This window comes from Variovorax sp. Varisp46 (assembly GCF_059491885.1).
In genome coordinates, this window is the sequence record NZ_CP168515.1 from 2558585 (window position 1) to 2573489 (window position 14905).

General features: G+C 65.5%; 11 protein-coding genes. 5 read left to right on the forward strand and 6 right to left on the reverse strand.

Annotated features, from left to right (window positions below; translation table 11 throughout):
* Positions 1-95 precede the first annotated feature (95 nt).
* Complete coding sequence (locus ACEN9N_RS12175) at positions 96-698, reverse strand: isochorismatase family protein (RefSeq protein WP_413314679.1); 603 nt, start codon at positions 696-698, stop codon at positions 96-98.
* A gap of 132 nt (positions 699-830) precedes the next feature.
* Here ACEN9N_RS12175 and ACEN9N_RS12180 point away from each other — a divergent pair, with 132 nt between their 5' ends.
* Entirely contained in the window at positions 831-1628 is a 798-nt protein-coding gene (locus tag ACEN9N_RS12180) for an alpha/beta hydrolase (protein ID WP_495656146.1), read from the forward strand.
* A gap of 15 nt (positions 1629-1643) precedes the next feature.
* Here the strand turns inward: ACEN9N_RS12180 and ACEN9N_RS12185 are convergent, their stop codons facing one another.
* Positions 1644-2774 (reverse strand): PQQ-dependent sugar dehydrogenase, encoded by a 1131-nt coding sequence (locus ACEN9N_RS12185; protein WP_495656147.1) that lies wholly within the window; start codon positions 2772-2774, stop codon positions 1644-1646.
* Positions 2775-3015: 241 nt separating this feature from the next.
* Between ACEN9N_RS12185 and ACEN9N_RS12190 the strand changes: the two genes are divergently transcribed.
* Complete coding sequence (locus ACEN9N_RS12190; protein ID WP_413314674.1) at positions 3016-3591, forward strand: C40 family peptidase; 576 nt, start codon at positions 3016-3018, stop codon at positions 3589-3591.
* 74 nt (positions 3592-3665) lie between these two features.
* On the opposite strand, the gene lpdA is transcribed toward ACEN9N_RS12190, so the two are convergent.
* The 4 genes from lpdA to aceE all read right to left on the reverse strand — a co-directional run bounded on the left by lpdA (position 3666) and on the right by aceE (position 10583).
* Positions 3666-5492 carry a dihydrolipoyl dehydrogenase gene (gene lpdA / locus ACEN9N_RS12195; RefSeq protein ID WP_495656148.1) on the reverse strand — a complete coding sequence of 609 codons (1827 nt, stop codon included), beginning with the start codon at positions 5490-5492 and terminating at the stop codon, positions 3666-3668.
* Positions 5489-6082, reverse strand: coding sequence for an Ntn hydrolase family protein (locus tag ACEN9N_RS12200; RefSeq protein ID WP_007828222.1), 594 nt, complete (start codon positions 6080-6082; stop codon positions 5489-5491). The genes lpdA and ACEN9N_RS12200 overlap by 4 nt, the downstream gene beginning before the upstream one ends.
* Positions 6083-6152: 70 nt before the next feature.
* Complete coding sequence (gene aceF / locus ACEN9N_RS12205) at positions 6153-7817, reverse strand: dihydrolipoyllysine-residue acetyltransferase (protein WP_495656149.1); 1665 nt, start codon at positions 7815-7817, stop codon at positions 6153-6155.
* 51 nt (positions 7818-7868) lie between these two features.
* On the reverse strand, positions 7869-10583 hold the full coding sequence (aceE, locus tag ACEN9N_RS12210; protein WP_413333847.1) for a pyruvate dehydrogenase (acetyl-transferring), homodimeric type: 2715 nt from the start codon (positions 10581-10583) through the stop codon (positions 7869-7871).
* A gap of 216 nt (positions 10584-10799) precedes the next feature.
* Between aceE and ACEN9N_RS12215 the strand changes: the two genes are divergently transcribed.
* The 3 genes from ACEN9N_RS12215 to folD all read left to right on the forward strand — a co-directional run bounded on the left by ACEN9N_RS12215 (position 10800) and on the right by folD (position 14904).
* Positions 10800-13340 (forward strand): PAS domain-containing sensor histidine kinase, encoded by a 2541-nt coding sequence (locus ACEN9N_RS12215; protein WP_413314670.1) that lies wholly within the window; start codon positions 10800-10802, stop codon positions 13338-13340.
* Positions 13337-13972: a response regulator transcription factor gene (locus ACEN9N_RS12220; RefSeq protein WP_007828214.1), complete on the forward strand. Its 636-nt coding sequence runs from the start codon at positions 13337-13339 to the stop codon at positions 13970-13972. The genes ACEN9N_RS12215 and ACEN9N_RS12220 overlap by 4 nt, the downstream gene beginning before the upstream one ends.
* Positions 13973-14052: 80 nt before the next feature.
* Positions 14053-14904, forward strand: a complete 852-nt coding sequence (folD, locus tag ACEN9N_RS12225) for a bifunctional methylenetetrahydrofolate dehydrogenase/methenyltetrahydrofolate cyclohydrolase FolD (protein WP_495656150.1) — start codon at positions 14053-14055, stop codon at positions 14902-14904.
* Position 14905 lies beyond the last annotated feature (1 nt).

Here is a 14905-nt window from a genome sequence, read left to right on the forward strand (position 1 = left end):
CACCAAAACTGAATTCATAATTATGGAGACCGATCTTGCAGCAAGCTGACGGCCGGAACAATCCGGCCGAGCCCTGCCTCCCGCCGCAGATGCGGTTACCGGACGAGCGAAAGCAATTCAGGAAACGCGGGGTGTTCCGCCGTGCGCAGCCACTCGAAACCGACCATCTCGGTCGTCACGAGTTCGGCACCGGCACCCGCCAGCCGGTCGAAGGCCGCGTCGCGGTTGCGCTCGGTGCGCGAACCGCAGGCATCGGTCACGACCCAGACTTCAAACTCGTCTTCCAGCAGGTCGAGCGCGGTCTGCAGCAGGCAGACATGGGCTTCGCAGCCGGCGATCACGATGCTGTTGCGCTCCTCGGCCGCGGCGGCGGGCTTTTGCAGATGCTTGGGCAGGCTGCGCGCATTGCCCTGCGGCGCCTTGGCCGGCACGCGCAGCCACTCGCCGAGGCCTTCCTCCACGCCGCTGAAATGCATCTTCGACAGGGTGCGCTGGCACAGCGCGCGGACGTCGGGCAGGTTTTCGCCAAGGCTGGAGGGGTTGTGCTCGGTGCCGAACACCGGCACCTGGAACAGGTGCGCCATCTTGCCGAGGCGCACTGCGTTCTGCGCGACGGCCTCGCCCTCGAAGATCGCCGGCATCAGCCGCGCCTGGTAGTCGACCAGAACGAGTTGGGAGAGCGAGGCGTCGAGCAGCATGAGCGGTGTCTTTCAGGTATCGGTTGAGTTGGGCTGAACCGTACCACCGAAAGGACCGCGTCGGGCTCTCTCGACGTGCGCCCGCCGGCACGGGCCGTCTGCCCGCATCGAGGCACGCCTAAACTGCGGCGCATGAAGCTGTTCTCCAAACGGGCGTGCCTCGCGGTGCTGGGCCTCGGCGCCGCGCTGCTCGCCGTGGCCTGCGGCGGCGTGCGCAAGGCCGTGGTGCCGATGGCGACTTCGCTCGAAAAGAGCAGCTGCGCACGCGGCGAGGTCGACACGCTGCTGGTCATGCTTCCCGGCGCCTACTCGGCGCCCGACGAGTTCGCGCGCGAGGGCTTCGTCCATGCCGTTCAGGAGAATCGCGTCGCGGCAGACGTGATGCTGGTCGACGCACATCTGGGCTACTACAACGACAAGACCATCCTCGATCGCCTGAGCGCCGACGTGGTCGCGCCGGCGCGCAGCCAGGGCTACCGCCACCTCTGGTTCGTCGGCATTTCCCTCGGCGGTTTCGGCGGAATGCTCTATGCGCAGACACACCCCGGCGAACTCGCCGGGCTGGTGACGCTCGCGCCCTATCTCGGCGAGCGCGCGCTCGGCACGGACATCGCCAACGCGGGCGGCCTCGCCAGGTGGAACGGGCCGCTGGTCGACCCGGCCGCGAGCCCTCCGCGAACGCCCAACGAGACGCAGCTCTGGCAATGGCTGCGCGGTTACGCGGGCTTCACGAACACGGCAGGCGCGCGGCCGCCGCTCTATCTGGGCTACGGCGTGGACGACCGCTTTGCCTTCAGCAACCAGCTACTGGCGAACGTACTGCCGCCCGAGCGCGTTTTCACGACAGAAGGCGGCCACGACTGGCCTGAGTGGAACCGCCTCTGGCGCCGGGTGCTGCCGACCTTGCCGCTGCCGGGCTGCCCCGGCTGAAAATCCGCGCCGAACTCAGTTCGGCCGCAGGCGCAGCAGCTTGCCGTCGGCTTCGTCGGTGAGCACGTAGAGCAATCCATCCGGCCCCTGCTTCACGTCGCGTATGCGGGCGCGGCCCTCGGCCAGCAGCTTGTGCTCGGCGACCACCTTTGCGCCTTTCAGCTCGATGCGGTCGAGATAGCCAAACTTGAGCGAGCCCACGAACAGGTTGCCCTTCCAGCCCGCGCCGTAGCGGTCGCTGGTCAGGAACGCCATGCCGGACGGCGCGATCGACGGCACCCAGTAGTGCAGCGGCTGCTCCATGCCCTCCTTGGCCGTGATGCCGTCGCCGATCTTTCCGCCGCCGTAGTTCTCGCCGTAGGTGATGACAGGCCAGCCGTAGTTGCGGCCGGCCTGCGGAATGTTGATTTCGTCGCCGCCCTGCGGCCCGTGCTCGGTCATCCAGAGGCGGCCGTCGGGCGCAAGCGTGGCGCCCTGTCCGTTGCGATGGCCGTAGCTCCAGATCTCGGGCAGCACGCCCGCCTTGCCGACGAAGGGGTTGTCCTTGGGCACCGTGCCGTCCTTGCCGATGCGCACGATCTTGCCCAGGTGGTTGTCGAGCTTCTGCGCGTCTTCCTTGTGGCTGAAGCGGTCGCCCAGCGTGAGGAACAGCGCGCCATCGCGCGCCTCTACGATACGGCAGCCGAAGTGGTTGCGGCTCGCGACCTTGGGCTGCTGGCTGAAGATGATCTTCAGCCCCTCGAGCTTGGTGCCGTCGGCCGACAGATTGGCGCGGGCCAGCGCGGTGCTGTTGGCCGAACCGCCGGCATCGGGTTCGGAGAAGCAGAAGTACAGCGTGCGGTTTTTCTCGAAGTCGGAATCGGCCAGCACGTCGAGCAAGCCGCCCTGCCCGCCCGCCGCGATGAGAGGCAAGCCCGCGATGGGCGCCGAGATCTTCCCGTCGGCACCGACCAGCCGGAGGCGGCCGGGCCGCTCCGTCACCACGAAACGGCCACCCGGGAGGAAGGCGACGCCCCACGGGTTTTCAAGACCGGTAACCAACGTTTCAGGCCTCATCCGCGCCGCGGCGGTGGCGCAGAAACCGATTACCGTGACAAATGTCCAGAGACGAAGAGAAGCCAAAAGCGATAAGCGCGGCAAATTCATGGCTTTTCCGTGAAGTTGGGGCGATCTTGACGGGAAATAACGACTGAATCCAGCAAGAGCATCGATCAACCCGAGGTCCGAGGGCCCTTTCGAGGTCAACCGCTTATGGGCCATAAACGTTCGCCGTTACATTTTTTCCTGGACCGGATTAAAATTTCCCATGTAAATCAATGACTTACAAATGGATTCGCTAATTCTGTTTAAATTGACATAACCGCGCGTCATCAATATCCTACGCGCCATGCGTTTTTTCGTCCTTCCCGCGTCCCTTCTATTTGCCGTCGCCGTTCATGCGGCCCCCCAACAAGACAAGACCGATGACGAGTTGGCACGAATGCTCGCCGACAAGGGCATCATCGGACAGCTCAAGCAGGTTCGCCAGACCGTCACCGAACGCACTTCGGATCTCGTGGTGACCGCCATCGGCTTCCTCGGCGTTCCATACCGTCGCGGCGGCAACACCGCCGAATCGGGCTTCGATTGCAGCGGCTTCGTTCGCGCCATGTACAACCAGACCGTGGGCCACATGCTCCCGCGCCGCGCCGAAGAGCAAGCTGCCGCCACCGAGAAGATCGATCGCAGCCAGCTCAAGCCCGGCGATCTCGTGTTCTTCAACACCATGCGCCGCGCCTTCAGCCATGTCGGCATCTACGTCGGCGAAGGCAAGTTCATCCACTCGCCCCGCTCCGGCGCCCAGGTTCGCGTGGAAGACATGAACGGAAGCTATTGGCAACACCGCTTCGACGGCGCCCGCCGCGTACCCGGCGCACCGACGGAAGAAGTCAAGGCCGCGGCTCTCGCCAACACCGGCAACTGAGCCCTCCGCAAGTCAGGACGAAAAAAATCCCGCTTCGGCGGGATTTTTTCATGGGCGCTCGATCGCGCCCTGGGTCATGCGGCCTTCTTCGCGGGCGGCAGGTCCGTGCAGGTGCCATGCGCCACTTCCGCCGCCATGCCGATGCTTTCGCCCAGCGTCGGGTGCGGATGGATGGTCTTGCCGATGTCGATCTCGTCCGCGCCCATCTCGATCGCCAGAGCGATCTCGCCGATCATGTCACCGGCATGCGTGCCGACGATGCCCCCGCCGAGGATGCGGTGCGTTTCGGCATCGAACAGCAGCTTGGTGAAGCCCTCGTCGCGGCCGTTGGCAATGGCGCGGCCCGAGGCCGTCCACGGGAAGTGCCCCTTCTTGACCTTGATGCCCTCGGCCTTCGCCTGGTCCTCGGTGAGGCCGACCCACGCCACTTCGGGGTCGGTGTAGGCGACGCTGGGGATCACGCGGGCATTGAAGGCGGCGCTGGACAACTCCTTGTCCCCCTTCTGCTCGCCGGCGATGACTTCAGCCGCCACGTGCGCCTCGTGCACCGCCTTGTGCGCCAGCATGGGCTGGCCCACGATATCGCCGATGGCGAAGATGTGGGGCACGTTGGTGCGCATCTGGATGTCGACCGGAATGAAGCCCCGGTCGCTCACCGTGACGCCTGCCTTCTCGGCGCCGATCTTCTTGCCGTTCGGGCTGCGGCCCACGGCCTGCAGCACGAGGTCGTAGACCTGCGGCTCCTTCGGCGCGTTCTCGCCCTCGAAGGTGATCTTGATGCCCTCCTTCGTGGCTTCGGCGCCGACCGTCTTGGTCTTGAGCATGATGTTGTCGAAGCGCGGGGTGTTCATCTTCTGCCAGACCTTCACGAGGTCGCGGTCGGCGCCCTGCATCAGGCCGTCGAGCATCTCGACCACGTCCAGGCGCGCGCCGAGCGTGGAATACACCGTGCCCATTTCGAGGCCGATGATGCCGCCGCCCAGGATCAGCATGCGCTTGGGGTCGGTGCCCATCTCGAGCGCGCCGGTCGAGTCGACCACGCGCGGGTCCTTCGGCATGAACGGCAGGCTCACCGACTGCGAACCGGCCGCGATGATCGCGTTGCGGAACTTGACCGTCTGCTTCTTGCCGGTGGTGTCCCAGCTCGTGCCGGAGGTTTCTTCCACCTCGAGGTGGTACGGATCGATGAAGTTGCCGACGCCGCGCAGCACCGTCACCTTGCGCATCTTGGCCATGGCCGTGAGGCCGCCGGTGAGCTTGCCCACCACCTTGTTCTTGTGGCCGAGCAGCTTGGCGCGGTCGACCGTGGGCGCGGCGAAGCTCACGCCGAGGTCGGCGAAATGCTTGACCTCGTCCATCACGGAAGCCACGTGCAGCAGCGCCTTCGACGGGATACAGCCGACGTTCAGGCACACGCCGCCGAGGGTGGCGTAGCGCTCGATCAGCACGACCTTCAGGCCCAGGTCAGCGGCACGGAAGGCGGCCGAGTAACCGCCGGGGCCGGCGCCGAGCACGATCACGTCGCATTCGACATCGACCTTGCCGCCATAGCTCGACACCGCCACGGCCGCCGATGCAGGGGCCGGTGCGGGCGCTGCCTTGGATGCGGGGGGCGCAGTTGCGGGCGCCGGTGCGGCCGCTGCGGGCGCTGCCGCCGCGGCACCGTCCACCTCCAGCGTCAGCACCACCGAGCCTTCCTTGACCTTGTCGCCCACCTTCACGGCCAGCGACTTCACCACGCCGGCAGCGGACGACGGAATCTCCATCGAGGCCTTGTCCGATTCGACCGTGATCAGCGACTGCTCGGCCTTGACCGTGTCTCCTATATTGACCAGCACCTCGATCACTGCCACTTCGTCGAAGTCGCCGATGTCGGGCACCTTGATTTGTTGTTCGCTCATTTGGACACTTTCAGTTTGAGTGTGAGAACGTCGACCGGTGGGGCCGAATTGCGATCGAATTCGCAGGCGGCGGCGATGCCTGCCTCCGCCACGTCGCGCGAGTTGCGCGACTTGATGTCATAGGCCGCGTGCATGGCGCCGAGCGCAAAGCTGCGTCCCGAGCCGATGGCCCAGAACTCCTTGAACTCGAACACCTCGCGGTAGCTATAGATGCCGTAGATGCCGCTCTGGTTGGCCAGCAGCATCGTGAACTGGCTCGACTCGTAGGGCTCGTGCTCGTCTTCCTTGGTCTGCATGAAGAACGAGTCCTTCAGCACCGGATGCAGCATCGTGAAGGTGCGGAAGATCTCGTGCTTGCTGCCGAACAGCAACTGCTCGCGCGGCTGCGCGGCCAGCGCGTGCTGCAGCACCAGGAAGTGCGCGGCGGCACCAGCCACCGCGAACAGGCTCTGCCCCGCCGCATCCTCGACGGTGAAGATCTTCTGGTTCGCCTCGGCGCGGTGCGAAAGCCGCGTGTCGCCGAAGGTCACCAGAGAATCGGCTGCCATCGTGACCTGGCCGCCTTTGCGGACGGCCACTACGGTGGTCATAGCGCCTCCCACCGGGCCGCCCCAAGGGAGGCGCCCCCCTCTGGGGGGAGCACCGCAGGTGCTCGGGGGGTCATAGAAGAATACGGCGATAGTCCGCGAGCACCTGGCCCAGGTAGGCGTTGAAACGCGCAGCCAGGGCGCCGTCGATCACGCGGTGGTCGTACGACAGCGACATCGGCAGCGTCAGGCGCGGCACGAACTGCTTGCCGTCCCACACCGGCTTCATCTGGCCCTTCGAGAGGCCGAGGATGGCCACTTCGGGAGCGTTGATGATCGGCGTGAAGTGCGTGCCGCCGATGCCGCCCAGCGAGCTGATCGAGAAGCAGCCGCCCTGCATGTCGGCCGAGCCGAGCTTGCCGTCGCGCGCCTTCTTGGCGAGCTCGCCCATCTCGGCGCTGATCTGCAGGATGCCCTTCTTGTCGGCATCCTTGAGCACCGGCACCACGAGGCCGTTGGGCGTGTCCGCCGCGAAGCCGATGTTGTAGTACTGCTTGTAGACGAGCTGGTCGCCGTCCAGGCTGGTGTTGAACTCGGGGAACTTCTTCAGCGCCGCGACCACCGCCTTGATGACGAAGGCCAGCATCGTGACCTTCACGCCCGATTTCTCGTTCTCCTTGTTGGTGGAGACGCGGAAGGCCTCGAGCTCGGTGATGTCGGCTTCGTCGTTGTTGGTGACGTGCGGGATCATCACCCAGTTGCGGTGCAGGTTCGCGCCGCTGAGCTTCTTGATGCGCGACAGGTCCTTGCGCTCGACCGTGCCGAACTTCGTGAAGTCGACCTTGGGCCATGGGATCAGGCCCAGCGCGGCGCCGTCGCCACCACCGGCCGGCGCCTTGGCCGCCGAGGCCTTGGTGCTGGCCTGGCCGCTCATCACGGCCTTGGTGAAGTTCTGGATGTCTTCCTGCGTGATGCGGCCCTTGGGACCGGAGCCCTTGACCTCTTCGAGCGGCACGCCGAGTTCGCGCGCAAACTTGCGCACCGAGGGCGAGGCGTGCGGAAGGCTGGCGCTGGGGGCGACCGTCGGCTGATGAGCCGGAGCAGCGGCGGCAGCAGGCGCCGATGCAGCAGCCGGTGCAGGTGCACTGGCGGTTGCGGTTGCCGGTGCGGCAGCCGCTGCCTGGGTCGGCGCCGGAGCAGCAGCCCCTGCAGCGCCTTCGAGCACCGCGATCAGGTCACCGATGTTGACCGTGTCGCCCACCTTGACCTTGAGTTCCTTGAGCACGCCCGCAGCCGACGACGGAATTTCCATCGAGGCCTTGTCCGACTCCACCGTGATGAGCGACTGCTCGGCCTTGACCACGTCGCCCACCTTCACGAGTACTTCGATGACGGCGACGTCCTTGAAGTCGCCGATGTCGGGCACCTTGACCTCCACCGGGCCCGAGGCCGCCGGGGCTGCCGCGGGAGCAGCCGGCGCGGGGGCCGCTGCGGCCGGCGCAGGAGCCGGCGCTGCTGCCGGAGCAGCCGCGGGCGCCGGTGCTGCTGCAGCACCCGCTCCCTCGGCCTCGAGCACGAGCACCACCGAGCCTTCCTTGACCTTGCTGCCGACCTCGACCTTCAGCTCCTTGACCACGCCAGCGGTCGACGACGGAATTTCCATCGATGCCTTGTCCGACTCCACCGTGATGAGCGACTGCTCGGCCTTGACCGTATCGCCCACCTTCACGAGCACCTCGATCACCGCGACTTCATCGAAATCGCCGATGTCCGGCACCTTGACTTCCACTGCTGCCATATCGTTTGTCTCCCGCCCTGAGGCGCCGTTTCGTTCGTTGATTGTTGAGGGTCAGGCGTAGAGCGGGTTGACCTTGTCGACATTGATGCCGTACTTCTTGATCGCTTCCACCACCTTGGCCACCGGCACGGTGCCATCTTCGCTCAGCGCCTTGAGCGCAGCCACCACGATGTAGTGGCGGTTGATCTCGAAGTGCTCGCGCAGCTTGTTTCGGAAGTCGCTGCGGCCGAAGCCGTCGGTGCCCAGCACCTTGTAGGTACGGCCCTTCGGGATGAAGGGGCGGATCTGCTCGGCGTAGGCCTTCATGTAGTCGGTCGAGGCGACCACCGGGCCGGTGGTGGGCGCAAGCTGCTCGGCCACGAAGGGCACGCGCGGCGTCTGGTCCGGGTGCAGCAGGTTCCAGCGGTCGGCGTCCTGGCCGTCACGCGTGAGCTCATTGAAGCTCGGGCAGCTCCACACGGAAGCCGACACGCCCCAGTCCTTTTCGAGCAGCTCTTGCGCGGCAAAGCTTTCGCGCAGGATGGTGCCGCTGCCCAGCAGTTGCACGGTCGGTGCCTTGGCCTTGAGCGCAGGGCCCTGCTTCGACAGGTACATGCCCTTGATGATCTGCTCTTCGGTACCGGGCTGGAGGCCGGGCATCGCGTAGTTCTCGTTGAGCAGCGTCAGGTAGTAGTAGACGTTGTCCTGCTTCTCGACCATGCGCTTGAGGCCATGGTGCAGGATCACGCCGACTTCGTGCGCGAAGGTCGGGTCGTAGCTCACGCAGTTCGGGATGGTGTTGGCCAGGATGTGGCTGTGGCCGTCTTCGTGCTGCAGGCCTTCGCCGTTCAGCGTGGTGCGTCCCGAGGTGCCGCCCAGCAGGAAGCCGCGGGCCTGCATGTCGCCGGCCGCCCAGGCGAGGTCGCCGATGCGCTGGAAGCCGAACATCGAGTAGTACACATAGAACGGCACCATGATGCGGTTGTTCGTGCTGTACGACGTGGCCGCCGCGATCCAGCTCGACATGCCGCCGGCTTCGTTGATGCCTTCCTGCAGGATCTGGCCGGCCTTGTCTTCCTTGTAGTACATGACCTGGTCTTTATCGACCGGGGTGTACTGCTGACCGTGCGGGTTGTAGATGCCGATCTGGCGGAACAAGCCTTCCATGCCGAAGGTGCGTGCCTCGTCCACCAGGATGGGCACGACGCGCGGGCCCAGCGCCTTGTCGCGCAGCAGCTGCGTGAGGAAGCGCACGTAGGCCTGCGTGGTCGAGATCTCGCGGCCTTCGGCCGTGGGCTCGATTACCGACTTGAAGGTGTCGAGCGAGGGCACCGTGAAGCTTTCGTCGGCCTTGGCGCGGCGATGCGGCAGGTAGCCGCCGAGCGCCTTGCGGCGCTCGTGCAGGTAGCGCATTTCCGGCGTGTCGTCGGCCGGCTTGTAGAACGGCAGCTCGGCGATCTGGCTGTCAGGAATCGGAATGTTGAAGCGGTCGCGGAAGGCCTTGATGTCCTCGTCGCCGAGCTTCTTGGTCTGGTGGACCGTGTTCTTGCCTTCGCCGATCTTGCCCATGCCGAAGCCCTTGACGGTCTTGACGAGCAGCACCGTGGGCTGGCCCTTGTGGTTCTGGGCGGCGTGGAAGGCGGCGTACACCTTCTGCGAGTCGTGGCCGCCGCGCTGCAGGCTCCAGACCTCGTCGTCGGTCATGTGCTCGACCATCTTCAGCGTGCGCGGGTCGCGGCCGAAGAAGTTCTTGCGCACGTAGGCACCATCGTTGGCCTTCATGGCCTGGTAGTCGCCGTCGTTGCACTCCATCATGATCTTGCGCAGCGCGCCGTCATGGTCCTTTTCGAGCAGGGCGTCCCAACCCTTGCCCCAGATCAGCTTGACGACGTTCCAGTTGGCACCGCGGAATTCGCCTTCCAGTTCCTGGATGATCTTGCCGTTACCGCGCACCGGACCGTCCAGGCGCTGCAGGTTGCAGTTGATGACGAAGATCAGGTTGTCGAGGTTCTCGCGCGCCGCCAGGCCGATGGCGCCCAGCGATTCCACCTCGTCCATTTCACCGTCGCCACAGAACACCCAGACCTTGCGGTTCTCGGTGTTGGCGATGCCGCGTGCATGCAGGTACTTGAGGAAGCGCGCCTGGTAGATCGCCATCAGCGGCCCCAGGCCCATCGAGACGGTCGGGAACTGCCAGAACTCCGGCATCAGCTTGGGGTGCGGGTAGCTCGACAGGCCCTTGCCGTCCACTTCCTGGCGGAAGTTGAGCAGCTGCTCTTCGGAGAGGCGGCCTTCGAGGTAGGCGCGGGCATAGATGCCGGGCGAAACGTGGCCCTGGATGTAGAGCAGGTCGCCGCCGTGGTTCTCGCTCTCGGCGTGCCAGAAGTGGTTGAAGCCGGCGCCGAACATGCTGGCCAGCGAGGCGAAGGAGCCAATGTGGCCGCCGAGGTCGCCGCCTTCGGGCGGGTGGATGCGGTTGGCCTTGACCACCATCGCCATGGCATTCCAGCGCATGTAGGCACGCAGGCGTTGTTCGATCTCGAGGTTGCCGGGGCTGCGGGCCTCCTGCGAGGGCTCGATGGTGTTGACGTAGCCCGTGTTGGCCGAGAACGGCATGTCGACCGTGTTCTGGCGGGCATGTTCGAGCAGTTGCTCGAGAAGGAAGTGGGCCCGCTCCGGACCCTCGCTCTGGATGACGGAGGACAGTGCATCCATCCATTCACGGGTCTCCTGGGCGTCCGCATCGTTTGCGGCCGAGCCGAACAGGTTCTCGGGATTTGCCGACATGCTTGTCTCTCCTTTTAGGGCTGTGGCTGTAATTTAAGTGCGCTGTGCAGCGAACGCGGCGGAGTTTCGCATAGAAACATCGAGATTTCAAATAGTGCGTAGCAATTTCTTAATATGAAATTTTCAGTTCGCGTTTGCCCTGCGCAAAACCGCGCGCAAGCCCGGGCCGACGTTGCTTTGCCGTCGCTTCCGAAGGGCTTCACCTAAACTCGGACCATGCCTTTTTCCTCTCCGCTGGCAGTTGCCCGCAGTGCCGTGAATGCCTCGCCCCTGTCCTGGTGGCGCAGGTGGTGGCGCCGGCAGACGCCGGTGCTGCAGGACGCAGTCGCCATGCTCGCGCCGATGGCGGCCGTGCTGTTGTTTCTTGCCGCCATCGTGTCCGCCTTCTGGTACCTGCGCACCGAGGAAGTCGAGCGCGAGCAGGAGTCGGTACGCCGCGACGTCGAATACGCACAGCAGCGCATGCGCCTGCGGCTTTTGGAACGGCAGGAGCAGTTGATGCGCATCGCGCGCGACGCTTCCAACCGCGAGATCGACCCAGTCGAATTCACCAGCCGAGCCGAGTCGCTGGTGAGCCAGTTCCCCGAGCTGCAGACCATCACCTGGATCGACGACCGCCGCCGCTTCAAGGCCGGCTATGCGGCGCCCAGCGTGCACCCGGCCCAGCAGCACCTGATCGGCGACGTGCTGCGTCCGGGCGACATCGAGAGCAACTATGCGCTGGCCCGCGAGCTGCGCCAGCCGGTGTATTCGCAGCCCGTGGCCGGGGGCGACCCCCCTGCGATGCTGCAGCTGCACATCCCCCTTTTCGATCAAGGCCTGTTCGCAGGCGTCGTGCTTGGCGAGTTCTCGGTCGACGGGCTGCTGCGCTACGGCATGCCGTCCGAAGTACAGGCGCGCTATGCGGTGTCGCTGCTCGACGCCAAGGGCCACGCGATCGCGGGCAACACCACCACCCTGAAGGAAGGCGGCACGCGCCTGCTGCCCTGGACCGAGCGGACCAACGAATACGAAGTGCCGGTGTCCCCGGTGGGCAATGCTCTGGTGCTGCGGGCGCAGGCCTACCGCACCTCGCAGGGCGTGGTCGGCAACGGGCTGTTCTGGCTGGTCTGCGCGCTCAGCGTGCTCACGAGCTGGATGCTCATCGGCACCTGGCGGCACACGCGGCGGCGGCTGCAGGCACAGCAGCGGCTGGTCGCAGAAACCAATTTCCGCCGCGCCATGGAGAACTCCATGCTGACCGGCATGCGCGTGCTCGACCTGCAGGGCCGCATCACCTACGTGAACGCCGCCTTCTGCGCGATGACCGGATGGAGCGAGGCCGAGCTCGTCGGCCAGTCGCCGCCCTTCCCCTACTGGCTCGAATCCGACCGCGAAGTGATGAACGAGCGCCTGGAAGAAGAGCTGCATGGCCGCGCCCTGCCCGGCGGCTTCCAGGTGCGCGTCAAGCGCAAGAACGGCAGCGTGTTCAACGCCCGGCTCTACGTGTCGCCGCTGATCGACGCGCGCGGCCACCAGACCGGCTGGATGACGTCGATGACCGACATCACCGAGCCCACGCGCATCCGCGAGCAGTTGTCGGCTTCGTACGAACGCTTCACCACCGTGCTGGAAGCGCTCGATGCGGCCGTGTCCGTCGCGCCCATCGGCAGCGAGGAACTGCTGTTCGCCAACAAGCTGTACCGACTCTGGTTCGGCTCCGACACCGTGGGCCATCTGGGCATGGTCGCGCAGGCAGGTGTGCCAGCCTCGAATGCGCACGACGAGGGCCTCGACGACGTCGATCCGTACGCGGGCCTGCCGATCGACACGCTCACCGCGGCGCAGGCGGCCAACAACGAAATCTTCGTGCCGCACCTCGGCAAATGGCTCGAAGTGCGTTCGCGCTACCTGACATGGGTCGACGGCCGCCTCGCGCAGCTGGTGATCGCCACCGACATCACGCCACGCCGCGACGCCGAGGAGCAGGCCGCCGCTCAGGCCGACAAGGCCCAGGCTGCGAGCCGACTCATCACGATGGGCGAGATGGCCTCCAGCGTGGCCCACGAGCTCAACCAGCCGCTGACCGCCATCACCAACTACTGCAACGGGATGATGTCGCGCATCAAGGGCCAATCGATCGACAACGACGCGCTGCTCGCCGCGCTCGAGAAAACGTCGAAGCAGGCCCAGCGCGCCGGCCAGATCATCCAGCGCATCCGCTCTTTCGTGAAGCGCAGCGAACCCAACCGCACGCCGGCCGACGTGGCCACCATGGTGAGCGAGGCGGTCGAGCTGGCAGGCATCGAGTTGCGCCGGCGCAACGTGCGCCTGAACCACTACGTGGCCGCGCGGCTGCCGGTGGTGCGCGTCGACCCGATCCTCATCGAACAGGTGATGGTCAACCTGCTGAAGAACGCGGCCGAATCCATCGACATCGCCGAGCGCCCGCTGGCGCGCCGCAGCGTCGAGCTGCGCGTGCTGCCCAAGGTCATCGAAGGCCACAACGCCATCGAGTTCTCGGTGCAGGACACGGGCAAGGGGCTCGCTCCGGAAGTGATGGACCGGCTCTACGAAGCCTTCTTCTCCACCAAGCCCGAGGGCATGGGCATCGGGCTCAATCTGTGCCGCACCATCGTCGAGTCGCACCGCGGCCGGATGCAGGCGGAGAACATCTACAATGGCCCGGATGTGATCGGATGCCGTTTTTCCTTCTGGATTCCGGTGTTGGACGCTATCAGTTCCGTAGCTAGCGACGAGGCAAAGGTACCTGCATGAGTTTGATTCCGAAGAAGGGCACGGTCTATGTCGTCGACGACGACGAAGCCGTACGCGATTCGCTGCAATGGCTGCTCGAGGGCAAGGACTACAGAGTCCGCTGTTTCGATTCCGCCGAATCCTTTCTCTCCCGATACGACCCGCGCGAAGTCGCCTGTTTGATCGTCGACATCCGCATGGCCGGCATGACCGGCCTCGAACTGCAGGATCGCCTGATCGAACGCCGCTCCCCGCTGCCGATCGTGGTCATCACCGGCCATGGCGACGTGCCGATGGCGGTCGACAGCATGAAGAAGGGCGCGATGGATTTCATCCAGAAGCCCTTCAACGACGAAGAGCTCGTCACGCTGGTTGAGCGCATGCTCGAACATGCGCGCGGCGCCTTCACGCAGCACCAGCAGTCGGCCAGCCGCGATGCGCTGCTGTCCAAGCTCACGGGCCGCGAGGCGCAGGTGCTCGAACGCATCGTCGCCGGCCGCCTGAACAAGCAGATCGCGGACGACCTCGGCATCAGCATCAAGACGGTCGAGGCGCATCGCGCCAACATCATGGAAAAGCTCAATGCCAATACTGTGGCCGATCTGCTCAAGATAGCGCTCGGGCAAGCGGCCCCCACGGCCAAGGCCTCCTGAGCCGCAGCTATCCCGCCGATAGCCACGCACCTTCCCCACGCCTGCGCAAGCGGGCGTTTTTACTTGGAAAATCAAAACCGATGACCGCCCAACTGATCGACGGCAACGCCCTCGCCAAAACCATTCGTGCCGAGGTGTCCGGCCGCACCGCCGCGCTGAAGGCGCGCGGCGTGAACCCGGCACTGTCCATCATCTTGGTGGGCAGCGATCCGGCCAGCCAGGTCTACACGAAGCACAAGGTCAACGACAGCACCGAGACCGGCCTGCAGGCCACGCTCGAGACCTACCCCGCCGACCTGAGCGAAGCTGACTTGCTGGCCCGCATCCGCGCCCTCAACGACGACCCGAAGGTGCACGGCATTCTGGTTCAGCTGCCACTGCCCAAGCACATGGACAGCCAGAAAGTCATCGAGACGATCTCGCCCGCCAAGGACGTCGACGGCTTCCACGTCGCCAGCGCCGGCGCGCTGATGACCGGCGCACCCGGCTTCTGGCCCTGCACGCCGCACGGCTGCATGAAGATGCTCGAATCCATCGGCTACGACCTACGCGGCAAGCACGCGGTGGTCATCGGCCGCAGCAACATCGTCGGCAAGCCGATGGCCATGATGCTGCTGGCCAAGAGCGCCACCGTGACCATCTGCCACAGCGCCACGCAAGACCTCGGCGCCATCACGCGGCAGGCCGACGTGATCGTGGCTGCCGTGGGCAAGCTCGATCTCCTGACGGCCGCCATGGTGAAGCCCGGAGCGGTGGTCATCGACGTCGGCATGAACCGCAGGGCCGACGGCAAGCTGGCCGGCGACGTCGATTTCGACAGCGTGAAGGAAGTGGCTGGCTGGATCACCCCCGTGCCGGGCGGCGTCGGCCCGATGACCCGCGCCATGCTCCTCGTCAATACCCTTGAAGCTGCGGAACGCGCCGCCAAGTGAT